Source organism: Mesorhizobium onobrychidis, assembly GCF_024707545.1.
In the GTDB taxonomy this organism is placed as follows: domain Bacteria; phylum Pseudomonadota; class Alphaproteobacteria; order Rhizobiales; family Rhizobiaceae; genus Mesorhizobium; species Mesorhizobium onobrychidis.
Map to the genome: position 1 here is coordinate 4781284 of NZ_CP062229.1, position 24874 is coordinate 4806157.

At 61.8% G+C, this 24874-nt stretch carries 18 protein-coding genes, 2 tRNA genes and 4 pseudogenes; 13 read left to right on the plus strand and 11 right to left on the minus strand.

Features of this window, described 5'->3' with window-relative positions:
* Positions 1-16 precede the first annotated feature (16 nt).
* The 8 genes and pseudogenes from IHQ72_RS23830 to IHQ72_RS23865 all read left to right on the plus strand — a co-directional run bounded on the left by IHQ72_RS23830 (position 17) and on the right by IHQ72_RS23865 (position 8793).
* Positions 17-468, plus strand: a pseudogene (locus IHQ72_RS23830) (peroxiredoxin).
* Between the two features lie 185 nt (positions 469-653).
* A complete protein-coding gene (locus tag IHQ72_RS23835) occupies positions 654-1943 on the plus strand; it encodes a M23 family metallopeptidase (protein WP_258117654.1) in 1290 nt (429 codons plus the stop codon).
* Between the two features lie 395 nt (positions 1944-2338).
* Positions 2339-3505 (plus strand): ROK family transcriptional regulator, encoded by a 1167-nt coding sequence (locus tag IHQ72_RS23840; protein ID WP_258117655.1) that lies wholly within the window; start codon positions 2339-2341, stop codon positions 3503-3505.
* On the plus strand, positions 3502-4266 hold the full coding sequence (locus IHQ72_RS23845) for an ATP-binding cassette domain-containing protein (protein ID WP_258117656.1): 765 nt from the start codon (positions 3502-3504) through the stop codon (positions 4264-4266). The genes IHQ72_RS23840 and IHQ72_RS23845 overlap by 4 nt, the downstream gene beginning before the upstream one ends.
* Positions 4267-4305: 39 nt before the next feature.
* Positions 4306-5346: a sugar ABC transporter substrate-binding protein gene (locus IHQ72_RS23850; protein ID WP_258117658.1), complete on the plus strand. Its 1041-nt coding sequence runs from the start codon at positions 4306-4308 to the stop codon at positions 5344-5346.
* A 139-nt stretch (positions 5347-5485) separates the two neighbouring features.
* On the plus strand, positions 5486-6481 hold the full coding sequence (locus IHQ72_RS23855) for an ABC transporter permease (protein ID WP_258117659.1): 996 nt from the start codon (positions 5486-5488) through the stop codon (positions 6479-6481).
* Positions 6478-7248 (plus strand): SDR family NAD(P)-dependent oxidoreductase, encoded by a 771-nt coding sequence (locus tag IHQ72_RS23860; protein WP_258117660.1) that lies wholly within the window; start codon positions 6478-6480, stop codon positions 7246-7248. The genes IHQ72_RS23855 and IHQ72_RS23860 overlap by 4 nt, the downstream gene beginning before the upstream one ends.
* A gap of 429 nt (positions 7249-7677) precedes the next feature.
* Entirely contained in the window at positions 7678-8793 is a 1116-nt protein-coding gene (locus IHQ72_RS23865) for a hypothetical protein (protein ID WP_258117661.1), read from the plus strand.
* 189 nt (positions 8794-8982) lie between these two features.
* Here the strand turns inward: IHQ72_RS23865 and IHQ72_RS23870 are convergent, their stop codons facing one another.
* The 5 genes from IHQ72_RS23870 to asnB all read right to left on the minus strand — a co-directional run bounded on the left by IHQ72_RS23870 (position 8983) and on the right by asnB (position 15423).
* Positions 8983-10221 carry a flavin-containing monooxygenase gene (locus IHQ72_RS23870; protein WP_258117662.1) on the minus strand — a complete coding sequence of 413 codons (1239 nt, stop codon included), beginning with the start codon at positions 10219-10221 and terminating at the stop codon, positions 8983-8985.
* Positions 10222-10627: 406 nt separating this feature from the next.
* A complete protein-coding gene (gene nadE, locus IHQ72_RS23875) occupies positions 10628-11635 on the minus strand; it encodes an NAD(+) synthase (protein WP_258117664.1) in 1008 nt (335 codons plus the stop codon).
* Positions 11632-13179: a class I adenylate-forming enzyme family protein gene (locus IHQ72_RS23880; RefSeq protein ID WP_258117666.1), complete on the minus strand. Its 1548-nt coding sequence runs from the start codon at positions 13177-13179 to the stop codon at positions 11632-11634. Before IHQ72_RS23880 ends, nadE begins: the two co-directional genes overlap by 4 nt.
* A 22-nt stretch (positions 13180-13201) precedes the next feature.
* The gene (locus IHQ72_RS23885; RefSeq protein ID WP_258117667.1) at positions 13202-13465 is read right to left on the minus strand and encodes an acyl carrier protein; all 264 of its coding nucleotides are present in this window, start codon (positions 13463-13465) and stop codon (positions 13202-13204) included.
* Between the two features lie 20 nt (positions 13466-13485).
* A complete protein-coding gene (asnB, locus tag IHQ72_RS23890; protein ID WP_258117668.1) occupies positions 13486-15423 on the minus strand; it encodes an asparagine synthase (glutamine-hydrolyzing) in 1938 nt (645 codons plus the stop codon).
* Positions 15424-16461: 1038 nt separating this feature from the next.
* Here asnB and IHQ72_RS23895 point away from each other — a divergent pair.
* The gene (locus IHQ72_RS23895) at positions 16462-16824 is read left to right on the plus strand and encodes a pentapeptide repeat-containing protein (RefSeq protein WP_258117670.1); all 363 of its coding nucleotides are present in this window, start codon (positions 16462-16464) and stop codon (positions 16822-16824) included.
* 121 nt (positions 16825-16945) lie between these two features.
* Here the strand turns inward: IHQ72_RS23895 and IHQ72_RS23900 are convergent.
* Positions 16946-17021, minus strand: a tRNA-Val gene (locus tag IHQ72_RS23900).
* Between the two features lie 215 nt (positions 17022-17236).
* On the opposite strand from IHQ72_RS23900, the gene IHQ72_RS23905 reads away from it, so the two are divergent.
* Positions 17237-17313: transfer RNA gene (locus IHQ72_RS23905), tRNA-Asp, on the plus strand.
* A gap of 172 nt (positions 17314-17485) precedes the next feature.
* A pseudogene (locus IHQ72_RS23910) lies at positions 17486-18260 on the plus strand (ion transporter).
* Here the strand turns inward: IHQ72_RS23910 and IHQ72_RS23915 are convergent.
* Together IHQ72_RS23915 and IHQ72_RS23920 are read right to left on the minus strand one after the other, a co-directional pair.
* Positions 18257-18379, minus strand: a pseudogene (locus tag IHQ72_RS23915) (hypothetical protein); the annotation flags it as partial. The pseudogenes IHQ72_RS23910 and IHQ72_RS23915 sit on opposite strands and share 4 nt — an antisense overlap.
* A gap of 8 nt (positions 18380-18387) precedes the next feature.
* Entirely contained in the window at positions 18388-18999 is a 612-nt protein-coding gene (locus IHQ72_RS23920; RefSeq protein ID WP_258117671.1) for an EF-hand domain-containing protein, read from the minus strand.
* A 276-nt stretch (positions 19000-19275) separates the two neighbouring features.
* Here IHQ72_RS23920 and IHQ72_RS23925 point away from each other — a divergent pair.
* Positions 19276-20054: pseudogene (locus tag IHQ72_RS23925) on the plus strand (ion transporter).
* Between the two features lie 312 nt (positions 20055-20366).
* Here IHQ72_RS23925 and rbsK read toward each other — a convergent pair.
* The 3 genes from rbsK to IHQ72_RS23940 form a co-directional block, all read right to left on the minus strand.
* Positions 20367-21293: a ribokinase gene (gene rbsK / locus IHQ72_RS23930; RefSeq protein WP_258117672.1), complete on the minus strand. Its 927-nt coding sequence runs from the start codon at positions 21291-21293 to the stop codon at positions 20367-20369.
* 4 nt (positions 21294-21297) lie between these two features.
* The gene (locus IHQ72_RS23935) at positions 21298-21750 is read right to left on the minus strand and encodes an RbsD/FucU family protein (RefSeq protein WP_095495871.1); all 453 of its coding nucleotides are present in this window, start codon (positions 21748-21750) and stop codon (positions 21298-21300) included.
* Between the two features lie 89 nt (positions 21751-21839).
* On the minus strand, positions 21840-22898 hold the full coding sequence (locus IHQ72_RS23940; protein ID WP_258117677.1) for an ABC transporter ATP-binding protein: 1059 nt from the start codon (positions 22896-22898) through the stop codon (positions 21840-21842).
* A 293-nt stretch (positions 22899-23191) separates the two neighbouring features.
* Between IHQ72_RS23940 and IHQ72_RS23945 the strand changes: the two genes are divergently transcribed.
* On the plus strand, positions 23192-24856 hold the full coding sequence (locus IHQ72_RS23945) for an ABC transporter substrate-binding protein (RefSeq protein WP_258117678.1): 1665 nt from the start codon (positions 23192-23194) through the stop codon (positions 24854-24856).
* Positions 24857-24874: the final 18 nt, after the last annotated feature.

Sequence of the window (24874 nt, forward strand, 5' to 3'; positions counted from 1 at the left end):
AAACAAGGGCATCGATATGGCTGATCTCGACGTCGGCGATCTGGCGCCGCAATTCGATCTTCCCCGCGATGGCGGCGGATCGCTCAGCCTCGCGGCCTTGCTGGGAACGCCGGTCCGCAAGACGACACCACAGGCTGTACCAATGAGGCGATTGGCTTTTCGCAGTTGAAGCCGGAGTTCGAAAAGCTCGGCGCCGCCGTCATCGGCCTGTCGCCGGACAGCGTCCGAAAACACGACAAATTCAAATCAAAATACGATCTGACCATCGACCTTGTCGCCGACGAGGAGCGCAAGGTGATCGAAGCCTATCACCTGTGGGTCGAGAAGAAGCTTTATGGCCGCCGCTATATGGGCGTCGAGCGTGCAACGTTCCTGATTGGCAGCGACGGACGGATTGCCAGGATCTGGCGAAACGTTCGGGTCAAAGGCCATGCCGAGGCGGTGCTGGAGGCGGTACGCGCGCTTTGACGTAAACACCGGCTGTGGCCTGATGCCCCATGTGAGGCATCAGGCGCCGGAGCCTGCGCCTCAGCCCTGATGCCAATTCGGCTGCAACCCATGGGCTGCAAAGAGCTGGGCGCTAGCAACCGACCGTTAACCTTAATGATGTGTAATCAGGCTTGTCGTTGGTGTCGTAACGAAAGCTTGGTCCCGTGAACGTAGCCGGTCAGTCAACGGTCTTTGGCAGGCGCAAGGAGCCCCACACGGTCATTATCGCCCGGGGCAACGAGATAAGGCATTTCACCATACGGCCATGGGTAGCCGCATTTTGCGGCTCCGCGCTGGCGGCGATGGCCATAGGCTATCTGCTGGCGACCTCCTACCTCGTGCTGCGCGACGACCTGATCGGCGCGACCACGGCACGGCAGGCGCGCATGCAGCAGGCCTATGAGGACCGCATCTCGGCACTGCGCGCCCAGGTCGACCGGATCACCAGCCGCCAGCTTCTCGACCAGCAGCTCATGGAAACCAAGGTTGGCGAACTGCTGGAACGACAGACCCAGCTCAGCCTGCGCCATGGCCGTCTCGGCCCGCTCCTCGAACGCAGCGAGAACGACGTTGGAACGCCACCTGCCGCAGGCACTGCTGTGTCGGCAAAGTCGGATAAACGCGCCGACGCGACCGACGCCCAGCCGCAGGCCTATTCGGTTGCCGGCGTCGGCGCCAACCTTGGCGCCGGCGACACCAGGCCGTTCTCCTTGTGGTCGACCCGCTCCGATCCGCTGCCGAGCGACACGGCGGCCGATCGTGCCGACAGACTGTTCGTATCGATCAACGAGTCGCTCAAGGCGATAGAGAGCCAGCAGCTCACCCGCATCACCACGCTGGCCGACAACGCCTACAGAAACGCCGATGCAATTTCTCAGGCGCTCGAGGCGGCTGGCCTGCCGGTCGACAGCGATTTCGGCAAGAGCGATGCCGGCGGTCCGCTGATACCGCTCGACAGTTCGATGACGTTCGACAGCAAGGTCAAAGAACTCGACGAGGCGCTAGACGCGCTCGACCGGCTGAAGACGGAGGCGCGACGGCTGCCGCTTGCCAATCCCGCCCCCGGTCGCTCGGTCACCAGCCCGTTCGGCGTGCGCACCGACCCGCTGCTCGGCACCGCCGCGCTGCATTCAGGGATGGATTTCAGGGCGCCGACCGGAATGCCCGCCAAGGTCACGGCGCCCGGCATCGTCGTCAAGGCCGGCTGGAACGGCGGCTATGGCCGCATGGTCGAGGTCGACCATGGCAATGGCTTTGCGACGCGCTATGGACACCTCAGCAAAATCAACGTGACCGTCGGCGAGAGGCTCAACGCCGGCGACGTCATCGGCAAGACCGGCAGCAGCGGCCGCTCGACCGGCCCGCACCTGCACTACGAGATCCGCCACAATGGCGAAGCCATCGACCCGCTGCGCTTCCTGAGGGTCGGCAAGAAGGTCGCGCAGTATCTTTAGTCCCCGGCAGGGGTCCTTCTGACAAGTCGGAGGCCTGTCGGCTGCGAGCGTCACGTCGGTGCAGGACCTTTGATGCTGGCGGGACAGCGCCCCCCTCTGTCCTGCCGGACATCTCCCCCACTTGGGGGGAGATCGTGCTCACGGCGGCTTTCGCCAATCTCCACCGCAAGAAGAGCGCCACCGGCGAAGCTGCCAATCTCCCCACTTGTGGGGGAGATGTCCGGCAGGACAGAGGGGGGCGCGAAGGATCGCTACAGAACGGCTTAATTCTGCGCCGCTTTGAGGCTCCCGCGCCTTCGTCGCTGCGACGGCAAGCAAACCGATTTTATTTTTGAATTCCATTTGACTGAATAAATATTCGGTGCGAACCTCAATGTCTCCTAGGGACGCAAGACATGGCACTGCGGGGGACCAATCAGGAATTCGGGCGGCCTTACAACAGGCGCATCGTCCTCGAATCCATCCGCCTTCACGGTCCGATCGCCCGCGGCGACATTGCCCGGCGGGTCGGGCTCACCGTGCAAACGGTATCGACCATCGTTCGCGAGCTGGAAGAACACGGCTACGTTCTGTCCATGCGCGAAGAGCCGCGGGGGCGCGGGCTGCCTCCGGCGACCCTGCGGATCAACCCGGAGGGCGGCTATGCCGTCGGCATCCACGTCACCCCGCTGGGTATCAATGCGGCGCTGATCAATTTGAGCGGAGACGTGATCGAGAGCACCTACCGCGAGGCCCACAACGCAACGCCCGATCATGCCTTCGACCTGATCGGCGCGATGGTTCTTGAATTGACCCGACTGCGGCCTGGCGGTCGCGTTCTCGGCATCGGCATGGCGCTGCCCGGCCCTTTCGGCGTGGAGTCGATGAGCTTTATCGGCCCGACGACGATGACCGGCTGGAAGGACGTGGCGCTTCGGGAACGGCTGGAGGCCTCGACCGGGCTGCCCGCGTTTTTTGAGACCGACATGGCGGCCGCGGCAATGGGCGAGCGCCTGTATGGCCTCGGGACGGGGTATTCCGAATACTACTATCTCTATTTCGGTGTCGGTCTTGGCGGCGTCATGGTGCATGAGGGAAGCGCGTTGCGCGGCGCCTGGGGAAATGCCGGCGAAATCGGACACATCCCTGTCGTGCCTGGTGGCGAGCCGTGCCCCTGCGGCAATCGCGGCTGCCTCGAACGGTACCTCTCGCTTGAGGCGCTGCGGCGCCGGAACATCAGCGACGCCGACTGGGTCAGCGAAATCGGGCCAATCTTCCGCAACGCCATCACCATCATCGAGAACCTGTTCGATCCCGAAACCATCATCCTCGGCGGACTGGCTTCCACCGATTTGCTTGAACGGCTGGCCGGTTCGGTTGCGAACCTTCCCAACTCGATCTCGGCGCGAAAGGACCGCACGGCGCCCCGTGTCACCGTCGCACGCGGCGGCCAGCATGCGGTGCTGCGCGGGGCCGCAGCGCTTGCCGTCTCAGGGGTGCTTTCGCCACGCTTCGGCCAGATATTCGCCGCCGAGCGCGAACGCGGGCGAGATATCCTGCAAGGCAAGGGGATCGCGGCATGAGTGAACCTCTGCTGGTGCTCGACAACGTCGCCAAGAACTATGGCGCGATCGAAGCGCTCAAGGGCATCAGCTTCTCGATCGGCAAGGGCGAGGTGGTGGCGCTTTTGGGCGACAACGGCGCCGGCAAATCGACACTGGTCAAGATCATCGCCGGCGGCCTGGAGCCGACCTCCGGTCGCATGCTGTTCGAGGGAAAGGAATACCTGGCCAAATCTCCCGCCGAGGCCAAGGCAGCAGGGATCGAGACCGTCTACCAGGACCTCTCGCTTTGCACCAATGTCGACGTGGTGGCCAATTTCTTCATGGGCCGCGAGATCATCAGGAAATTTCTTGGTGTTGCCGTGCTTGACGAACCCGCCATGGAGCAGGTGGTCGAAAAGGCGCTGGCCCGCGCAGGCACGCGCATCCCTTCGCTCAGAACCAATGTCGAGCACCTCTCGGGCGGGCAGCGGCAGGCCATCGAGCTCAACCGGTTCGTGCATTTTGGCGGCAAGCTCGTGCTTCTCGACGAGCCGTTCGCAGCACTCGGTGTCGAGCAGACGCGGCGCGGTCTCGACATGATCCGCCAGGTGGCGAGCCAAGGTATCGGCGTCGTCATTATCACCCATATCATGCAACAGGCCTTCCAGGTCGCCGACCGGATCGTGGTGATCCGGCAAGGCGTCGTGGCGGGCGATGTCGCGCGCAACAAAACAAGTCCCGACGCGGTGGTCAACATGATCACCGGAGAGACGCTCGCTGGTGCCGGACCGGCAGGCTGAGGGACAAACGAGGGGTCCGGCGCAAAAGGAGCGAACGACATGAAGAAAATACTTCTTGCTGTCTTCGGTATCCTGGCACTGGCCTTTGCCACGCTCACGCCGGCATTCGCCCAGTCCAAGGGCACCGTCTACTACCTGGTGCCGACATTGCTCGACGAATTCCAGACCGGCTCGGTGAGCGCTCTGGAGATGTTCCTGAAGCAGGTCGGCTACGAGATGAAGACGCTGAACGCCGATAACAAGACCGACGCTCAGCAATCGCAAATGAACGACGTTATCGCGCTCAAGCCGTCAGCGATCATTCTCGCTGCCGTCGATTTCAATGCGTTGAAGCCGTCTATCGAGGCCGCCCGCGCCGCCGGCATCCCGGTGGTCGAGTTCGATCGCCAGATCACCTCGACACCGTCCGACTTCACGTCGGTGGCGGGAACGGTCGAGATCGGCCAGATTGCCGCCGATCAGGCCGAGAAGCTCTTGAAGGCGAAGCACGGATCGGTGAAAGGCAAGATCCTCCAGGTGCTCGGCGATCCCGGCGACCCCTACACGCTCGACATCCAGAAGGGTTTCGAGGAGAAGATGAAGGCGTTCCCGGACGTCAAGATCATCTCGGTTCCGGCCATGCAATGGGCGGCGGATGCAGCCGGGACCATCGTCAACGACCAGATGCTAGCCAACCCTGATATCGACCTGATCTTCAGCCATGCGGCTCACCTCTCGGTCGCCGCCGTCGCCTCGCTCGAGGCCGCCGGCAAGAAGCCGGGCGACGTCATGCTGATGAGCTCGAACGGTGCGCCGGTCGGCCTCGACCTGATCCGCAAAGGCTGGCTCAACGTCGAAGTCGAGCAGCCGCTCTACGCTCAGGCCGCCGCCGTCGCCATGTTCATGGACAAGGTCGTCAACAAGCAGGAGATCAAGCCGGGCGAGTACGACGTGCTCGGCCTGAAGTCGACCGTGACCATTGAAGCCTGGGGACCGAACATCAAGATCCCCGGCGCTGCGATTACCAAGGAAAACGTCGACAACCCGGCCTTCTGGGGCAATCTGAAGCCGCCCTCGGGCACCGTGAAGCCGGTTGAATAGCAAAGTCGCCTAGGGCTTCGGGCCACGCTGGCCCGGAGCTCAACCGGCGCGTTCGAACGGACGCGCAAAGGGAAGCTGGAGCAATTTTCAATCCGCGCATGATCCTTTCGGAGAATCGATGCGCTAGACGGATCAGCACATGAATCCCCGCACGCGCCACGCCCTCGAGTTCGTCCTCGACAACCTCGTCTGGTTCATGCTGGTCTTCGTGCTGGTGGTCTTCTCCATCTCCATTCCGAACTATTTCCAGCTCGGCATCTTCGCCAACATCATAGAGGCGTCGAGCGTGCTTGGCGTCATGTCGATCGGCCTGGCGCTGGTCATCATCACCGGCCACATGGACCTGTCGGTCGAATCCGTGGCGGCGCTCAGTGCGATGGCGGTCGGTATCCTGTTCTGCTCGGCGGGCATCGGTCTTGGCGTCCAATTGCATCCGGAATGGCTGATGGTTCCGGTTTCTCTGCTTATTGCCCTTGCTGTCGGCGGCATCATCGGCGCCATCAACGGCTACCTGGTCGTCAAGGTGAAGATGAGTGCTTTCATCATCACGCTGGCGTCCTACATCTGGGTGCGCGGCCTCGTGCTGGTTATTTCGGGCGGCCGTTCCGCACAGGATCTTGCGCCGGCAATCCGCTGGTTCGGCATTCAGCGCCTTCTTGGCCTGCCGCTCACCGCCTGGATCGCCATTTCGTGTTTCGTGGTCTTCTCGCTGATCATGGCCAAGACCCCCTTCGGCAGGCATCTCGTCATGATCGGCGGCAGCGAGACCGCAACCTTCCGCGCCGGCATCCGCGTCAACCGCAACCTCGTCATTGCCTTCGTTCTCGCCGGCGCCATCGCCGGCCTTGCCGGCTGGCTGCTGGCGATCCGCACCTCCGGCGCCACCGCCAATCTCGGCGTCGGCCTGCTGTTCAACGCCTTCGCCGCCGTCGTCATCGGCGGCGTCAGCCTGAAGGGCGGCGTCGGCACCCTGCCCGGCGTCTATGCCGGCGTGCTTTTGCTGTCGGCCATCAACACCGCGATCAACCTCATGGGCCTTCCGGCCAACTTCACCCAGGTGATCCACGGCCTGCTGGTGCTTGCTGCCGTGCTGCTCGACGCTTTCAAGCAAACCATTCGCCAGAGGCTGGCATGACCGGCCGTCTCGAAGACAAGATCGCGCTGATCGTCGGCAGTGCGCGCGGCATCGGCAAGGGCATCGCACAGCGCTTTGCCGAAGAGGGCGCGAAACTGGTCCTGGCCGATACCGAGGTCGAGGCCGGGCAAGCGGCCGCGGACGAGGTCGGCGCTGCCTTCATCCGCACCGACATCTCGCAGATGCCCGATGCGGAGGCCGCCGTTGCGCTGGCGCTCGACCATCACGGCTGTCTCGACATCATGGTCCAGAATGCCGGCATCTATCCGTGGCAGTTGCTGGAAAACACCAGTCCGGAGGACTGGGACCGTGTCATGGCGGTCAATTTGCGCGGCAGCTTCAATGCCGCCCGTGCCGCACTGGTTCCGATGAAGGCGCAGCACTTTGGCCGCATGCTGTTCACCTCCTCCATCACCGGCCCGCACGTCACCAGCCCTGGTCACGGCCACTATTCGGCGACCAAGGCCGGCATCAACGGCCTGATCCGGTCGGCCGCTCTCGAATTCTCGGCCTATGGCATCACCGTCAACGGCGTCGAACCCGGCAATATCCTCACCGAAGCAATCCAGCTGCATCGCGGCGCCGCCTATATAAAGAACATGGAGGACTCCATACCGCTCGGCCGCCTCGGCAGCCCGCGCGACGTGGCCAATGCTTTCCTGTTCCTGGCCTCGGACGACGCCAGCTACATCACCGGCACGACTATAATCGTCGACGGCGGGCAGCTGCTGCCCGAAGGCAAGGATTTCCGGCTCCTTCCGCCATGATCCTCGATTTCGGCGCCGGTTTTTTTCCTGCACCAGGCAACAGCGGCAGATCATGCAGCACTTGCCATGGTTCGTCTCAAGACCGGCGACGCGGGCCAGGATGGTAGCCAAGCGACTTGGCTTCGCGCCGGAAGTTGCAGACTGAGGCTTCGCCGGACGTGCGGCGGCGCCCCCGATAAAACTCGATTCGCTACCAATACTTCAACATCGGTTTACCCGAAGTTGGTAACAGCAACGACGCTCGTTTTCATGATCAAGCAAAGGGCCTACCTTGTCGCAGCATTGCAGCTCTCGTTTCGGCCGTCGGGGCGATTGCAACTGGTCGAGATTGTACCGCTATGAACACCTGACGGTCGCCGCGATGGCCGATGGGAAGCCTGGCCTTGCCATGGTCTGGAAACGCGGGGACTCCGGTGCCGGGAGCGGGGCTTGAGCGTCATTCGCGCCCTGGAAGGTGCCGATCTTCCGGCAGTCGCGGGCATGTTTCAACGCGTGCTGCGCAAAGAGCGGACCGAAGCACCGGCCGCGCTCATCGACTATATGAGACGGTTTTATCTGGAGGCGCCCGGTTGCGGAGGCGAACTCCGCTCGCTTGTCCATGTCAACGACGCCGGCCGCATCTCCGGGTTTGTCGGCGTTCACGTGTTGCCGATGCAATTCAACGGCCGACAATTACGCGCCGCCATCTGCAGCTCGCTCATGGTCGAGGATCATGAGCGCGACCCGATGGCCGGAGCCCGCTTGTTGAAAGCTTACCTGGACGGTCCGCAGGACATCTCCTTCAGCGAGACGGCCAATGATATTTCCACGAAATTGTGGACCCGGCTGCGCGGCGTTGTCCTGCCGCAATACAGCCTTGACTGGGTACGCGTGATGCGGCCGTCGAGCTTTGTGCTCGGCCTTTCCGCCAGTCGCATGAAGCTTGCCAGAATGCTTAATCCGTTTGCGCATGCCCTCGACCGATTTTATTGCAGGCGAATGAAGTCAAGCGAACGACGCTGGTCCGGTGTGGCGGCGGACGGGGCAGGCCATGGCGCTTTTCGGACGTCGGAAATCGACAGCGGCACATTTGCCACGCTCGTCGAACCGTTGACCGCCCAGTTCGCCCTGCGCCCGGCGTGGGCGGAAAGCCAACTTGCTCATATCCTGACCGATGCGGCACAAAAGCTGGATCTGGGCGAGCTTGTCTACGTTTCCGTGGCATCGCCAGTCGGCAGCAATGTCGGCGCATTCGCCTATCACGTACGGGCGGGTGAAATCGGTCGCGTGCTGCAGATCCTCGCCCTCCCCGGCCAGGCGGGTTCCGTCATCGACTGCCTGATCGATCATGCCGCCGTACGCGGCGTCAGCGGCCTGCGCGGACGCATTCAACCCGCACTTCTGGAAGCAATGCTTGGGCGACGCATAGCTTTCCTAACCGTTGCCTCGACCGTGGTGCATTCACGCGATCCCGAGCTTTTGGATGCCATGAAGAACTCGCAAGCTTTCCTGAACGGGCTTGCGGGCGAGCAGTGGAGCCGCCTGATCGGCGGCCGCTTCACCTGAAGCATTCAGTCGTGCGGGAGCGAAGTTATTGGCTGATCGTTGGAGGCCTTTGCCTTCGCTCAGTGGGAACGTCGCTAAGGGGCGAGACGTGACCTGGTGGCGGCGCAAGGCGGTGGCTGACGATCTGCCGGCCTCTGACACTGATCCCGGCCCTGACTGTCAGGAGCTTCTTGACTATGCCAAAGGCGGTCACGAATGCCCTGCGATATGTTCGACAAGGCGAGGTGCTTCCTCGGCGATCACCAAGATGATGCCTGACTTGCGTGTGGAGGCGAAGTCCAGCCCTGCGAAGTAAAGGCCCGGCAGGGCGGCCACGCCATCCACGTGAACAGGCTGTCCCGCGTTGTCGAGCGCACCGGGAAGCCTCATCCAACTGAAATCGCCCTTAAAGCCCGTGCACCACACCACGCTCGTTACGCCGGAGCGGGAGAGATCGAGCGAACCGATCGTCGGGTTCGGCTGACGCATCGCGACCGTCTCCGCCGGGTCGGGCTCCGCAACGGGTGCATCGATCCCCATGCGGCTGATATAGTCGTCGACATGGCGTTTGACATTTTCGGAGGCTTCATCCGCAAAGCGGACATTCGCTTCGAGATCGTCGGCAAACGAGAGGTTGCCGCCATCCTCGATGCCGGTGAGACGCCCAAGCAGCACGACACCTCGGGCGCTGAGCGCTTGAAGGCTTATCGTGTGCACCGACCCGAGCACGCCACGCGGCGGGATGCGTCCCGCAAGTCGAATGACATCCTCCCGGCAGACGTCGAGAAACCCGCTTTCGAGCAGCCAGACCATGATGTCGCGACCCCGGTAGCGCCGTGGAAGCCGTCCGACACGACTGGTCGCAAGGAAGACCGTTCGACCCGTGTCTGCCAATTCCTCCGCGATCTGAGCACCAGATTGGCCGCTTCCGACCACCAGCACCGCTCCATCGGGCAGATCGGCAGCGCTGCGGTAGCCGGAAGCGTCGATCTGGCGGAGAGCTGGCGACAACGCGGCGGCCCAGACCGGGCGCACCGGACAATTCAGGCTGCCGCTTGCGACGATCACATTGCGCGCCCAAAGCGTGCCCTGTGAGGTGGTCAGCCGATAGGCGCCATTCTCGTGCGTGAGTTCGCTTACCGCAGTATCCGGTTCGATCGGTAGCGCGTTGCGCCCGGCGAAATCCTCAAGGAGAGTGACGAACTGATCGCGCGTCAGGGCACCATCCGGATCCGGACCGTCATAGCAATCGCCCGGCATGACGGTCTGCACGTTGGGAGTATTCATCCGAAATAAATCCCATCGCTGTGTGCGCCAGGTCTCTCCTATGCGGCCCCGCTCCAATACGCTGTGGCGCAGGCCCCGTCGCGCCAGCCAATAGCTGACACCCAGGCCGGCCCAGCCGGCCCCGATGACGACAGCATCGAGAACATCGCCGCCATCGGTCATTTGCTGCGGTGATCTCATAATCGCCCCCGGCAATCTCGCCATCCCCGCGCAGCATTAAGCCTTGTCCACGGCAACGAGTCCAGCACCGCCGATTTCCGTCCGACTGGCCGAGCGCATTCCGGTTCGCCAGCCTCTCGCCAGACCACAAGGCGAACCCGAGAACCTCCAACGTAGTCTCCATCGAGAAACTCCCTTTGCTCGTCCACGGAAAGCCGATCACAGATCAAGACGGGACAGGGCAATGTGGGGGCGGAACATCGGTCACCCTGAAGCGCTCGCCGTGGCTAATGCATGTCGCGCAAAAGTGTGCAGCGGTTTTGCGATAACGACATGCATAAAAACAACAACCTAAAGCGCACCGCATGAGGCCGGTCAAACGCGACGCGCTTTAGGTTGGAGAGGCAGCTCAGGTATCGACTTCCTCGACCTCATTAACGAGTTGCGGACGCAGGTGCAGATAGCGCGTCGCCTTGCGCTTGGCCGCGATGTCGGTCCAGACGCGTTCAACTTGCGAGGCAGTCAGTCCCGCCGCCTGCCCCACCACTTCGGCGGCCACGCCGTTGTTGAGGCCGCAAAGGCAAAGATCCATGCGGTCATAGGGAAGCGAGAAGTAGAACTCCTCCTGCGTCTGTGCCAGCGAATAGGTATCGGTGGTCGGCGGCCGGATACGGATTTCCTCGGGAACGCCGAGATAGGCCGCGAGCGTGTAGACCTGCGTTTTATAGAGGTGGGCGATCGGCTTGACGTCCGCCGCGCCGTCACCGTTCTTGACGAAGAAGCCCTGATCGTATTCCAGCCGGTTGGGCGTTCCAAGAACGGCGAAGTTCAGGCGGTCGGCATGAAAATATTCGATCTGTTTGCGGGTGCGCTGCTTCATGTTGGTTGCGGCGACGATACCGAGATAGACCTGGAGTGGCATTCTTATTTTGGTCTGCTTGCCATTGGGGTCCTGCACCACCAGCGACGAAATATTGTAGCCCTCGCCCTCGAGGGCGTTCGCAATCACGATCTTCGAGGCCCAGCCTTCGCCGTATTCCGGGACCAATTCGCGGATGAAAGCGTCGCGACGATCGTAGCAGCCCATCGCACGCAGGGCCGGCCCGATATCCTCTGCGATAGCCTCGACACCGAAAGTATCGGCGACAAGGCGGCCGAGCCGTAGACTTTCCGGATCGGAATCGTTTTCCGGCATGAAGAGGCAAAGTACATTCTGGTGGCCGACGGCGCGCGCGGCCAAGGCGACCGAAACGCTGGAATCGATCCCGCCGGAAAGACCGAGCACGAGGCCGCGCTTGCGGATGCCGCGCAACTGCTTGCGCAAGGCCGTCACGATCCTGTCCGTTTCGACGGCGGGGTCGATCGCCAGAGCCTGCGCCAGAAAGGTCTGCGCGTCCTGGGTCGGGCGAACACTCACTGCGCGGCCTCCATCATCTCTGCCGCAAGCCGACGGCTGACCTTGCCCGTATCCGTCTTCGGCAGTTCCCGGCGGAACTCGATGACCTTGGGGACCATGAAGTCCTCAAGGTGACGTGCGCAATGGCGCATGACATCTTTTTCGCTGAGCTTCGGGTCCGAGCGTACGACGAATGCGCCGATCGCATGCCCGAGCACCGGATCCGGCACGCCGACGACAACGGCTTCCGCGACGCCGGGATGGGCGTGAAGCACGGCTTCCACTTCCTTCGGGGCCACCTTCTCTCCCCGCGTCTTTATGATGTCGTCCTTGCGGCCGACGAAATAGAGAAAGCCGTCCTCATCGGTCCTGAACAGGTCACCGGTGTAGAGAACCTTCTCCCAAGGAACCGGGCCCGCTCTGAGCACTCGTTCCGTCGCAGCTTCGTTTCGCCAATAACCTTGCATGACGTGCGGTCCGCGAATGACCAGTTCACCCGCTACGCCTGGCGGCACGCGTTGCCCGTGGTCGTCGACGACAAAGGCTTCGGTGTTCGGGATGGCTATTCCGACCGACCCCGGCCGGCGATCGAGCTCCTCGGGCGGCAGGTAGGTGCAGCGCTTGCATTCCGTCAGGCCATACATCGAATAGAGCCTGACACCGGGAAAAAGGAATCGCAGACGTTCTATATGAGCCGGCGGCAAGGCAGCCGCCGTGTTGGAAATATAGCGAACGCTGGGCAGGAAGCCCGGCGTCAGGTCACGCATCTGCAGGATCATCGCTGCCATCGTGGGCACAAGCGGAAAACCGGTGGCGCCTTCCTCGCGGATACGCTCAAAGATCGCTTGAGGAAAGGCGAAGGACTTCTCGAGCACGAGCGTGGCGCCGAGCCTGACGGCCATCAGCAACTGATAGAGGCCATAGTCGAAAGAGAGTGGAAGGACATTCAGAATGATGTCATCGGGCGTGTTACGCAGATAGGTGGTGATGGAGTCCGCTGCCGCGTCGCAATTGCGGTGCGTCATCATCACGCCCTTGGGCCGGCCCGTTGAGCCTGAGGTGTAGATCAACATCGCAAGATCGACGTCAATGCCACGGTGGTCTATCTCTCTGGCTTCGAGCGTCAGGCAGTCCGCCAGGGATGCAGCCCCTACCGGGCATTGGCCATCGGCACCAGCGGTCGAAGCCACGAAGATGCCGGTTTTGCCGTGCGATCCGCAGGCTTCAGCGACCACGGGCATCAGTTTTGCTTGCGTGAGGATCGCCGCAGCGTCGCAATCGGCAATAATGTAGGCAAGCTTGTCGGCCTTGGTGGATGGGTTGACCGGACTGAAGGTCGCACCTGCCTTGAGGACGGCGAAAATCGAAACCGCGGCCTCCCAGCAATTGTCCATGAAAACGATGACGCGGTCATCGCGCCTGACGCCGTTCAGGAAAAGGGCTGCGGCAAGGCGGCTCGAAAGATCGTCCAGTTCTTCGTAGCGCAGCCTTTTATGCGTGGTGATCAATGCCGTTTTGGCGGGATGGGCAGCGGCCTTTGCGGCCAGAAAATGTTCGATCCGCACGGACGCTCCTCGCCGATGGCGCCTACGCTGCCAGCGTTTCTGCTTTCGCCTTGATGAAGGACGAAATACGGTCAACCGAATCCAGGTTGGCCGGTACAATGTCGGAATCGACCATCGCAATACCGAAATTGTCCTCAATGAAAGCCACGAGTTCCACCACGGCGGTCGAGTCGATGATGTCGTTCTCGATCAGCGAGGCTGTATCTGCAAGTTCGTACGACGTGTCGCCAAACAAGAAGTTGTCAACGATAAAGGCTCTGACCTTGTCCTTGATTGTTATCATCATTTTTTCCTTCCCTGGATTTCTCAGGCCGCTCGTGCTGCGCTGACTTCTTGGCTGGTGAAATTTTTCTGCCACAGTTGGGTCGATAGGATGCCGACGAAGGCCGCGTTGTCGCGGAACCCGGACGCTGGCTGCGTGCGGCATTTCTCATGAAGGTTCGCCACCGCCTTGGCGTTGAACAGTCCGCCGGCAGCGATGCTCGCTTCACTCAGCAAGTCGCGGACATAGTCCAGTTCCCCGGCTCCAACGAAGGAGCGGGCTTCTGGAGCCCGGTAAGGCTGTTTGGTACGCTCCCGGATCGCGGTGGGAAGCAGGTGCTTGGCTGCCTTGCGCAGTATGTGCTTTTCGACCAATCCCTTCAGCTTCATTTCCGGCGGAAGTCTCCCTGCGAACTCCACCAAGCGATGGTCGAGGAAAGGGAACCGTCCTTCGATACCGTGCGCCATGGCCATGCGATCGCCTTGGCTGGACAGGATATAACCCGGCAGGAGGAAGCGGGTTTCGAGATATTGCGCCTGATGCAGCGGGTGCCACAGGGAAAATGCTTGGGGCAACCGGCTGACCAGGTCCTCGGCGGCATCATAGCCCTTCAACGTCGCACGCAGGTCGCCGGAAAAGAAAATCTTTGCCGCCGCCGTCGTCTTGAAGCGCGGCCGATGCGAGAACAGCGGATCGTCGAGGGCAGCGTTGCCGGTGCCAAAGAATGCAGACAGGTACTCCACGGATTGCTGTTGCAGACCAGGCAGATAGGGATAAAGCCTGCGGAACAGCTGCGGCCTCATGCGCGATGCCGGCTGACGTCCGCAGAACCGCCGAACACGCGCTTCCCTAAAGACATCGTAGCCGGCGAAGACCTCGTCGGCGCCCTCGCCGGTCAGCACCACTTTGAGGCCAGCCTGCCGAACAAGGCCGGACAACTGGTAGAGAGGTGCCGGTGCCGTGCGGATGATCGGCCGCTCGGCAAAGCGGATGACTTCGGGGAAGACGCCGGCGATATCGCCGGCACGGCAGGCAACGGTTCGATGCCGGGCGCCAAGTGCTGAAGCCATTTCGGTCTGGAAAGCGCTCTCGTCGTGCTCGGCGCTGTCGAACGTCACGGAAAACGTCTGCAGTCTCCGAGGAGTCATGCCGGCGGCAAGCGCCGAAACAAGAGATGAATCGAGCCCGCCCGAAAGATAAGAACCGACTGGCACGTCGGCGCGCATGCGAAGCCTCACCGCATCGGTCAAAAGGGCCTGCAGTTCGTCGGCCGCATCGTCCTCGTTCGTGACCTTCGACGGCGCATCCCGATGCGGATAGTCGAGGTGCCAATAGCGTTTGACCGTGACTTGCTCCTGTGTCGCGATCAACACGCTTGCCGGCTCCAGCTCGTGGATATTGCGGAAAGCCGTGCGGGGAGCGATCGGCGCCCACAGCGTAAAGATCTGGTCGAGTGCAATCGGATCGATTTCGGCCGAGACGCCGGGGACCTTCAGGAGGGCTTTGATCTCCGACGCAAAGTAAAGCACGCCGTCCTTGCTCGTGTAGAACAGCGGCCGGACACCCATCCGGTCTCGGGCAAGCACCATACGCCGATGCCTGTTATCCCATATCGCGAAGGCGAAATCACCGTTCAGAAGCGACAGGCAGTCTTCGCCCATCTCGTCATACAGGTGCAGGATGACCTCTGTGTCGCTCGACGTACGGAAGCGCCGGCCCTTGGCTATCAGCCCTTCGCGCAGTTCCAGGTAGTTGAAAATCTCGCCGTTGAACGCAATCGTCAAATTGCCTGACACGTCGGACATCGGCTGCTGGCCATCACCGATCCCGATCACCGACAGCCGCGCATGCCCGAGCCCAGCGTCCGGTGTTACAAATTTCCCTTGCTCATCCGGCCCGCGATGGGCGATCGCAGCTATCATGCGCGCAAGCAAAGCTTCCGCATCCCGGATCGAACCGAAATAGCCCCCGAATCCGCACATTTCCTACGACTCATCTATCAGCGAGGTCCGAAACATAACCTCAATAGTTGCCTCAAGCGTTAACCGGATAATTTCGCCCAGCACGTGGTTAACAATATTTAAACAACAAAGGTACCCTTTTAGTTCTATTCTTACCTATAACATGGAAGTATATTTCAAAGCTAAATGCAACTTTGTTCGAGTTAGGGCGGCGCCGTCGCGTTGCCGCACATGGACGGCCAGTGGGTCCGTCACAGATCGCTTGTTCGCTCGATGGATTTGCAATCCCGAACCGCCCCGCTCTAACCCGACAAAACGTGCGGAAACTAAAAGCGATTAGGTTTGCCCCGAAGTCAGCGAGCGCCTGTCGATCCGCTCACGTGCAACCTTAAGCGCTGATAGTCGAATGAACCGGCGGAGATGTCCAGGAGGGAACCGAGGGGCATTTCTGCCAGCTCAACTGGAACCCGGAGGAGTCATTCTGGGTTGCCAGTGCGGCCTAACGCAGTCCGGCCCTGATCTGTTCCGCGTCTAGAGCCCGCAACAACCCTGAGATCGTGTTGGGTAGCCGGTCCCCGTGATACCATTCGGCGGCGTGGCCTGTGGCCACTCCCGAGGACTGGCGCTACTTCGGGTCAAACGGTAGTGCCAGCCGCCCCACCGCCGTCTGCCGGAACAAATTTGATCGTGCCGCCGTTGATCCACCGTCGCACCGCGAAACACGAGATATGGCCAGCGAAGCCGGAAATGAAGGGAGCGATTGCCGAGGAAATGTACACGGCCGCGCAACGGCTCGGCGCTAAGAGCGACTGCTCGGCCTCATCGGGTCGTTTGGCGACATGGTGGATGAAGACTGGGCTTTGGCGCAGTTGAGCCGGTGGGTCGCATTTTGCCAAATAGAGCCGCAAACATGTTGGGATGGCGAATAAAACAACTGATAGTTCCACTGTGCTGGCCGTTGGCCTGGGCACTTCTTACTCGACTGCGTTCGATTTGGATGCGGTTGAGCGTCTCAGGTCCAAGCCAATATGCGCAGACTGCGACCTATCGGGCGCCAGCATGACGGGGAGCTATCTGCCGGGCGCGATTCTGACGAACCTGACGGGCGCCGACCTTAAAGAAGCAAACATGAATGGTGCGGACCTTCTCGGTGCGAATCTCTCCGGCGCGGAACTACCTGGCGCGAATCTGTCGAATGCGAACCTGTCGAAGGCGAGCCTTTCTGGCGCAAACCTGTCAAACGCGAGCCTGTCAGGAGCGGTCTTGACTGTCGCAAGCCTAAGGGGCGCGCGCCTTGCGCAAGTGCAGCTGTCGGGCGCAAACCTGGAGGGAGCAAACTTGCATTTGGTGCTAAACTTAGACGCGGCGCTGCTTGGACGCGAAACTTTGCAACACAACAATGCCGGACGGCCTCATAGATAACAGAGGGTGCTAGGTGTTTAGTCCCGGCATTTGATGGAGAGGGGGTGCCGTTTTGAATTGCCTCCGAGTTCAATGAACCCGGAGGTAACTTCGTCTTCTGGGCGGAAGTTATTGATTTTTATGGTGGGCGATGACGGGCTCGAACCGCCGACATCTTCGGTGTAAACGAAGCGCTCTACCAACTGAGCTAATCGCCCGCTCCGGGCCGGACCTTTAAGCAGTTAGGACGGGGTTCGCAAGGCCAAATGAGCGCACGATGCCCTCGCCGCTGGTCGTTTTCGGCAACAAAATTCGCCTTGTCAAAAAACCTTCTCCTGTTTGCTGTTATGCTGTCGCGCTCCGCTTGACACCCGGTGGCTTACGCCTTATCCACCGCCCCAACGACGAACACGGCTGACCGTGCTCGTCTTGCGCGGGTGTAGCTCAGTTGGTTAGAGTGCCGGCCTGTCACGCCGGAGGTCGCGGGTTCGAGCCCCGTCACTCGCGCCATTCCTTTTGAATGGCTCAAGTCCTTTCGTACAAAAAGTTTCAACTTTCAGTTTCCTGAGAGTTTCAACTTTTTGTATTCGGTGCGTCACAACCCGGCCATATGCGTTTGAGCATTGGATTTTCCCAAGCCCGGTCCCACTTTTGGGTCCGATGCTCTAACGGAGAAGAAGCCTTGGATGCCCTGAAGTCGCTCATCGAATCGCGCCGCTTCGACCTCGCGATCATGGTCCTGATCCTGATCAACGCTGTCACGGCCTCGAAACCTCGCCCGACGCGATTGCTGCTTTTGGCCCGCTTCTAACGGCCATCGACCGCGCGATCCTCGGCGTCTTCGTGCTCGAACTCGCGATCCGGGCGGTCGTCTACAGGACGCGTTTCTTCCGCGATCCATGGCGCATCTTCGACCTCTTCGTAGTCGGTTTCGCGCTCATCCCCGCGACCGGTTCGCTCTCCGTGCTGCGGGCGCTGCGCATCCTGCGGGTCCTGCGCCTGATCAGCATCGTTCCGTCGCTGCGCCGTGTCGTCACCGGCTTCATCACCGCCTTGCCCGGCATGGGCTCGATCATGCTGTTGCTCGGGTTGGTGTTCTACGTCTTTGCGGTGATGGCGACGAAGCTCTACGGCTCGTCCTTTCCCGAACTGTTCGGCGGCAATCGCTCTTCACGCTTCTCCAGGTCATGACTCTCGAAGGCTGGTCGGACGGCGTGGTGCGCCCGGTCATGGAGGTCTACCCGACCGCCTGGCTGTTCTTCATCCCGTTCATCATCGCGACCTCGTTCACCGTGCTCAATCTGTTCATCGGCGTAATCGTTTCGGCGATGGAGGCCGAGCATGAAGCCGCGGAATCGGCCGATCGGGCGACGCTGCATAGCGATCAGGCCATCATCCTGGCGGAGTTACAGGCGCTGCGGGCAGAAGTCCGCGAATTGTCCGGCGTTCGCGGCTAGATCGCCTCATTCGGCGCCTCGACCTCCTGCAGTGACAGAATCGACGGCGCCGTGCCGGGCCGCGTCACCGAAATGGCGGCAACGGCGCAGGCGAAGCGCACCGCCCGCAGCGGTTCCATCTGCGGGTTTATTCACCCGTTTCGTCGGCACCTCCGTGGAAGAAGGATCGGATTTCCTCCCTGTCGACGCTGTCATCGCCGTTCTCGTCGACGGCGTTGAATATCCGCTCGATGAAATCCTGAACCTCGGTTTGAGAAAGCGCGCCATCGCCGTCGGCGTCGACTATGGCGAACATCATTCGCATCCGTGCGCCATGCATCACCCCGCCTCCCATCCGGCGCCCGTCATGTGGACCTCTTCGGAAATCGCGATGCCAACGATCGCCACCTCGTCGTTCTGCTCGGGGGCGGCGATGCTCCTGCATTCTCTCCTCCAGCATCTCAGTCATCATCTCACGCATCGTATTGCGCATGGAGTCTTCGGTTGGCCCGCTCACTCCTGGCGCTGGCTCTGAGCCACGATCCGGTGCAGGTGCGGCGGGCGCAGGTGAACTCGTCTGGGATAGTGCCGGCGAAGCCAGCATAGCCAACGCCGCGGCAACTGCTGTGGTCTTGCTTGCTAATGTCATCGTATTCTCCTTGGAGAATGGTGAACCGAACGTGTCGGCATCCAGCCAAACCCGCTGCTCCCCCGCATGGTTCCTGGCGACTTGGTAGATGATCGCTGCGTGCCGCTTCATCCTTCGCGCTGCCGTAGAAAAATGCAGTCCCTGCAGCGACATAGAGTAGTGATTGGCTTTGACAGCGGGCCAGAGGCCATTTCCGGCCGGGGCCTGTCACGCTGGAGGTCGCGGATGGCCCAGGTTCCTTAATACAAAAAGTTTCGACTTTCGGTTTCCTGAGAGTTTCAACTTTTTGTATTTGTTGCGTTCCAAGCCTGTCATATGCGTTTGAGCATTGGATTTTCCCGAACCCGGTTCCCACTTTGGGTCCGATGCTCTAACGGAGAAGAAGCCTTGGACGCCCTGAAATCGCACATCGAATCGCGCCATTTCGACCTCACGATCATGGTCCTGATCCTGATCAACGCCGTCACGCTCGGCCTCGAAACCTCGCCCGATGCGATTGCTGTTTTTGGCCCGCTTCTAACGGCCATCGACCGCGCGATCCTCGGCGTCTTCGTCCTCGAACTCGCGATCCGGGTGGTCGTCTACAGAACGCATTTCTTCCGCGATCCATGGCGCATCTTCGACCTCTTGGTCGTCGGTTTCGCGCTTATCCCCGCGACCGGTTCGCTCTCCGTGTTAAGGGCGCTGCGCATCCTGCGGGTCCTGCGCCTGATCAGCATCGTTCCGTCGCTGCGCCGTGTCGTCACCGGCTTCATCACCGCCTTGCCCGGCATGGGCTCGATCATGCTGTTGCTCGGGCTGGTGTTCTATGTCTTTGCGGTGATGGCGACGAAGCTCTACGGCTCGTCCTTTCCCGAACTGTTCGGCGGCAATCGCTCTTCACGCTTCTCCAGGTCATGACTCTCGAAGGCTGGTCGGACGGCGTGGTGCGCCCGGTCATGGAGGTCTACCCGACCGCCTGGCTGTTCTTCATCCCATTCATCATCGCGACCTCGTTCACCGTGCTCAATCTGTTCATCGGCGTGATCGTTTCGGCGATGGAGGCCGAGCATGAAGCCGTAGAATCGGCCGACAGGGCAACGCTGCACAGCGATCAGGCCACCATCCTTGCGGAGATACAGGCGCTACGGGCGGAGGTCCGGGAATTGTCGAGCGTTCGCGGCTAGATCGCCTCCGCGAGCATTGCAAAACACAGCCATTCCTATCCGTCGGCGGCATGTGATGGTGTGGTGCCGTGAAAGAGCCCGCCGCTCCATTTGCGAAGCGGCGGGGCCCCCCGATTACCCCCCCCGATTGACAGGTCAAGATCGCCCCCCGGCATCGCCGACCGTGCATTGCGGCGCCAGACCCAGTGACCCATTACAGGACACCTATGCCAATGACGCAAGATAGGTTTTCCGATTTACATTAACTGTGGCTAATATGTCACCGTGGTCGGAACGGACTAAAGTCGAGACCGCCGGCGAGGCTGCGCGGCCTCACCCCTTGGCGAGCAATGCCTCGACCTCTTGCAGCGTCGGCATCGACGGCGCCGTGCCGGGCCGCGTCACCGAAATGCCGGCGACGGCGCAGGCGAAGCGGACCGCCTGCAGCGGTTCCACCCCTCTCGCAAGTGCAGCGGCCAGGCCGCCATTGAAGGCGTCGCCTGCTCCGGTGGTCTCGACCACCGGGCCGGCATTGATCGCGCCGACATGGTCGGAGCGGCTGGCCGTGTGCAACAGCGCGCCTTTTTCGCCGAGCGTCACGATAACCGCGCCGACGCCCTTCTGGAGCAGACTGTCGGCGGCGCGGCGGGCGTCGTCGATGGACGACACCTTGATGCCGGTCAGTTCCTCGGCCTCGGTCTCGTTGGGCGTGACATAGTCGCAAAGCGTGTAGATGCGCTCGGGCAGGCTTGCCGCGGGCGCCGGATTGAGGATGGTCGTCACCCCTGCCCCGCGCGCGATCTCCAGCGCCCGCAGCGCCGCCTCGATCGGCTGTTCGAGCTGGGTGACGAAGACGCCGGCCGAGCGGATCAGGCCGGCGTTAGCCTCGATGTCGTCGGGCGAAATCAGCATAGCCGCACCCGGGCTGACGATGATGGCGTTGTTGCCGGTCTTCTCCTCGACGAAGATATAAGCCGCCCCCGTGTAGCTTTCCGGCGTGTCGATGACGGCGCTCTTCACGTCGGCCTGCGCCCAGGTTTGCCTGGCCATGTCGGCAAAGGGATCGACGCCGAGGCGCGTCAGGAAGGTGATGTCGGCACCGAGACGGCCGGCCGCAACCGCCTGGTTGGAGCCCTTGCCGCCCGGGCCGAGGGTGAAGGATGTGCCAAGGAGCGTCTCGCCCATGCGCGGCTGGCGGGCGGCCCGGTAGGCGGTGTCGGCGACGAAGACACCCAATATGACGACAGGCTTGCCTGGCATCCTGCTACTCCCCGTCCGGCGGCACGACGCCCTTGCGGAAGGCGAAACAGCCATAGAAACGACGCTCGCCGGTCTGGATGACGCAATAGGCTTTCTTGGCACGTTCGTAGAAGGCGTAGCGCTCGACCGGGATCATCGGCCATGCCTTGCCCTCCGCCGCGTCGATCTCTCTTTGCACTTCCGTCTGCACTGCGGGAATCTCGTCCGGCTTGCCGACGATCTCCATGCGGGCGGCCGCGTCGTCTACGAAATTGTCCAGCGGATAGAGCGACAGCACCGCCTTGACCACGTCCGCGGCCGGCGCATCGATACGCAGCAGCCGGCCGAGGACGGTCTGGCGCGCCACCGAATCGGAGGGGAAGTTGGTGTCGGCGATAATCAAATCGTCGCCATGGCCCATCGCCCTCAGCGCCTGGAGCACGTCGGCATTGAGCAGCGGATTGATCCCTTTGAGCATAATTCCCTCCCGAACGGGCTTTTTTTGATGCGAAACCTGGCGCATGATCCCGAAAAGTGTTGTCGGTTTTCAGGCGCAAATTCAAAGTGTTAAAGACGACGGCCGGTCTCTGAGTCGAAGAGATGGACCTGGTCGAGCCGGGGTTTCAGGTGCAGCGTGTCGCCCGGCTTGAAGTCGTGGCGCTCGCGAAACAGCGCCACCATCTCGCCGTCACCGAAACGCAGGAAGACCAGCGTTTCAGAACCGGTCGGCTCGACCACCGAAATCTTAGCCGGCACGCCGTCGGGGTGGATTTCGAGGTGCTCTGGCCGCACGCCGTAGACGACATTGCGCCCGTCTTCCACCTTGCTGTTTGCGGCGATCGGGAACGGCGTCCCGGCGATCTCGACGACGGGCTTGTCGCCCTTGCGCACGACGCCCTTGAGCAGGTTCATCGAGGGCGAGCCGATGAAGCCGGCGACGAACAGATTGGCCGGCCGGTCGAACAGTTCCAGCGGCGCGCCGACCTGCTCGATGCGGCCGTCACGCATCACCACGATCTTATCGGCCATGGTCATGGCCTCGATCTGGTCGTGCGTGACATAGATGGTGGTGGTCTTCAGCCGCTGGTGCAGCTCCTTGATCTCGGTGCGCATCTGCACGCGCAGCTTTGCGTCGAGGTTAGACAGCGGCTCGTCGAACAGAAATACCTGCGGGTTACGCACGATGGCGCGGCCCATGGCGACGCGCTGGCGCTGGCCGCCCGAGAGCTGGCGCGGATAGCGCTTGAGGTAGGGATTGAGGTCGAGGATATCGGCGGCACGCTTGACCCGCTCGGCGACCACAGCCGGGTCGGTCTTCCGCAGCTTCAGCGCAAAGGCCATGTTCTGCTCGACCGTCTTGTGCGGATAGAGCGCGTAATTCTGGAACACCATGGCGATGTCGCGCTTGGCCGGCGGCAGATGGTTGACGACACGGTCGCCGATGGCGATCGTGCCACCGGAAACGGTCTCCAGCCCCGCCACCATCCTGAGCAGCGTGGACTTGCCGCACCCCGAAGGACCGACCAGCACCACGAACTGCCCGTCGGCGATGTCGACGCTGACATCGTGCAGGACCTTGACGGTTCCGAACGCCTTGGCCACATTGCTGATCGCGACTTGAGCCATCGGCCCCCCTTTCGTTGCGGTGAAGCTAAACAACGCAAACGGCGAGGGCAAGTCAGTCTTTTATAGATAAAAAACCCCATTCTCGTTTGACACGGCACTTGGTTGTGAGAATAGTGAAAGGGCTCGGGTTTTGACCCTGTTCCGGGCGCGCCGGCACAGTTCGGACTACGGAAATCGAAGTGTCGCGGGAGGAAAACTTGGGCCGCTATTTCCAGGAGTCGCTGTTGTTGGGGAACACGTCCAGCGCTCCAAACACCCGAAACAATCACCATTGAGATTCTGGGAGGAACGAAATGAAAGTCAGCCTTTACAACCAATTTATGCGCGCGGGAGCCACTCGCCGCGATGTCCTCAAGGGCGCGGCCAGCATGGCCGCGATCGCCGCGGCATCCGGCGCCGGGCTTGGCGCACTGACGCGCCCTGCTTCCGCCGCAAGCGAGCTGCGTGCGCAGATCCTGCAGATCCCCGGTGTCGGCAAGGGCCAGCCGACCGATGCCGACTTCCAGCAGGTCGGCGAGCTTTGCCTGGAGGCGACCAAGGCCAGCGTCAAGGAAGGCGAATTCGCCGGTGTCCAGCTCACCTTCATGGGGCTCAACAACCAGAACCTGCATAATGTGCTGTTTCGCGGCTTCCTGAAGCCGTGGGAGACCTATACCGGCGCCAAGATCAACTGGATCGACCTGGCGCAGGCGGACTACAACGCCCGCCTGCAGCAGTCGATCGCCACCGGCACCGTCGATTTCGACATCATCGAGATGGGCGCGCCGTTCGAAGGCGACGTCTGCGGCAAGGGCCTGACCTCCGAAATGCCGGACTGGGTCAAGGACCAGATCGACATGAAGGACGTCGTGGCCTATCTGCAGCCACCGGTCGGCACCTGGGACGGCAAGCAGTACCGCGTGACCGTCGACGGCGACGCGCACAACTTCAACTACCGCACCGACGTGTTTGCCGATGCCGACCTCGCCAAGGCGTGGAAGGACGGCGGCGGCGGCGGTGAATGGGGCGTGCCGAAGACCTGGCAGCAGGTGCAGGCGGTGACCAAGTTCCTCAAGGGCAAACAGTTCCAGGGCCAGGACGTCTTCGGCTATCTCGACGCGCCCAAGGCGTGGGGCGGCTTCGGCTTCTACTTCCTCGGCAGCCGCGCCAGCGCCTATGCCAAGCATCCCGACGACAAGGCCTGGCTGTTCGATGCCGATACGATGAAGCCGCGCATCAACAATCCAGCCTGGGTGCGGGCGATCCAGGACGTGATCGACGCGCTGCCTTCCGAGCCTGCCGATCAGATCAACGCCGACCCGAACACCACCGCCTTCCAGCAGTTCCTGGCCGGCACCGGTTCGATGGTCACCTGGTGGGGCGACGTCGGCTCCAACGTCAAGACCAACGACAGTTCTGTCGTCGGCGACGTCACCGGCTTCTCGATCCTGCCGGGCTCGGATGACGTCTACAATTCCAAGACCGGCCAGTGGGACAAGCTGGCCAGCGGCCCGAACCATGCGCCGAACTGCGCCTATCTCGGCTGGGGCGTCTACGTCATGGCTCGTGTCGATTCGGATGAAAAGAAGAAGAAGGCGGCCTGGTCTGCCGCCGCCCATCTCGGCGGCAAGGACCTGTCGCTCTGGTGCGCGGCATATCCGTCCGGCTTCCAGCCCTACCGCAACTCGCATTTCGACGTTCCAGAATGGGTGGCGGCCGGTTACGACGAGGCGTTCATCACCTCGTATCTGAAGTCGGAGGCCGACAGCTACAATCATCCGAACGCCGCAATCGAGCCACGCATCCCCGGCATCTTCCAGTATTACAGCGCCGCCGAGGACATCCTGGCCAACACATTCGCCGGCAAGATGACGGCGCAGGAAGGCGCCGACGCCATCGCAGCCGCCTGGGAGAAGCTGACCGACCAGATCGGCCGCGAAAACCAGATCAAGCTCTACAAGGCCTCGCTTGGCATGTAGGCTGAGATTCTAGGAACC

Coding starts and splice junctions, on each gene's coding strand:
- IHQ72_RS23920 (WP_258117671.1), bottom strand. CDS start 18,999: ATGAAGCGGCACGCAGCGATCATCTACCAAGTCGCCAGGAACCATGCG.
- IHQ72_RS23885 (WP_258117667.1), bottom strand. CDS start 13,465: ATGATGATAACAATCAAGGACAAGGTCAGAGCCTTTATCGTTGACAAC.
- IHQ72_RS23870 (WP_258117662.1), bottom strand. CDS start 10,221: ATGACCGATGGCGGCGATGTTCTCGATGCTGTCGTCATCGGGGCCGGC.
- IHQ72_RS23895 (WP_258117670.1), top strand. CDS start 16,462: ATGACGGGGAGCTATCTGCCGGGCGCGATTCTGACGAACCTGACGGGC.
- asnB (WP_258117668.1), bottom strand. CDS start 15,423: ATGTGCGGATTCGGGGGCTATTTCGGTTCGATCCGGGATGCGGAAGCT.
- IHQ72_RS23860 (WP_258117660.1), top strand. CDS start 6,478: ATGACCGGCCGTCTCGAAGACAAGATCGCGCTGATCGTCGGCAGTGCG.
- IHQ72_RS23850 (WP_258117658.1), top strand. CDS start 4,306: ATGAAGAAAATACTTCTTGCTGTCTTCGGTATCCTGGCACTGGCCTTT.
- IHQ72_RS23855 (WP_258117659.1), top strand. CDS start 5,486: ATGAATCCCCGCACGCGCCACGCCCTCGAGTTCGTCCTCGACAACCTC.
- IHQ72_RS23945 (WP_258117678.1), top strand. CDS start 23,192: ATGAAAGTCAGCCTTTACAACCAATTTATGCGCGCGGGAGCCACTCGC.
- IHQ72_RS23935 (WP_095495871.1), bottom strand. CDS start 21,750: ATGCTCAAAGGGATCAATCCGCTGCTCAATGCCGACGTGCTCCAGGCG.
- IHQ72_RS23940 (WP_258117677.1), bottom strand. CDS start 22,898: ATGGCTCAAGTCGCGATCAGCAATGTGGCCAAGGCGTTCGGAACCGTC.
- rbsK (WP_258117672.1), bottom strand. CDS start 21,293: ATGCCAGGCAAGCCTGTCGTCATATTGGGTGTCTTCGTCGCCGACACC.
- IHQ72_RS23845 (WP_258117656.1), top strand. CDS start 3,502: ATGAGTGAACCTCTGCTGGTGCTCGACAACGTCGCCAAGAACTATGGC.
- IHQ72_RS23840 (WP_258117655.1), top strand. CDS start 2,339: ATGGCACTGCGGGGGACCAATCAGGAATTCGGGCGGCCTTACAACAGG.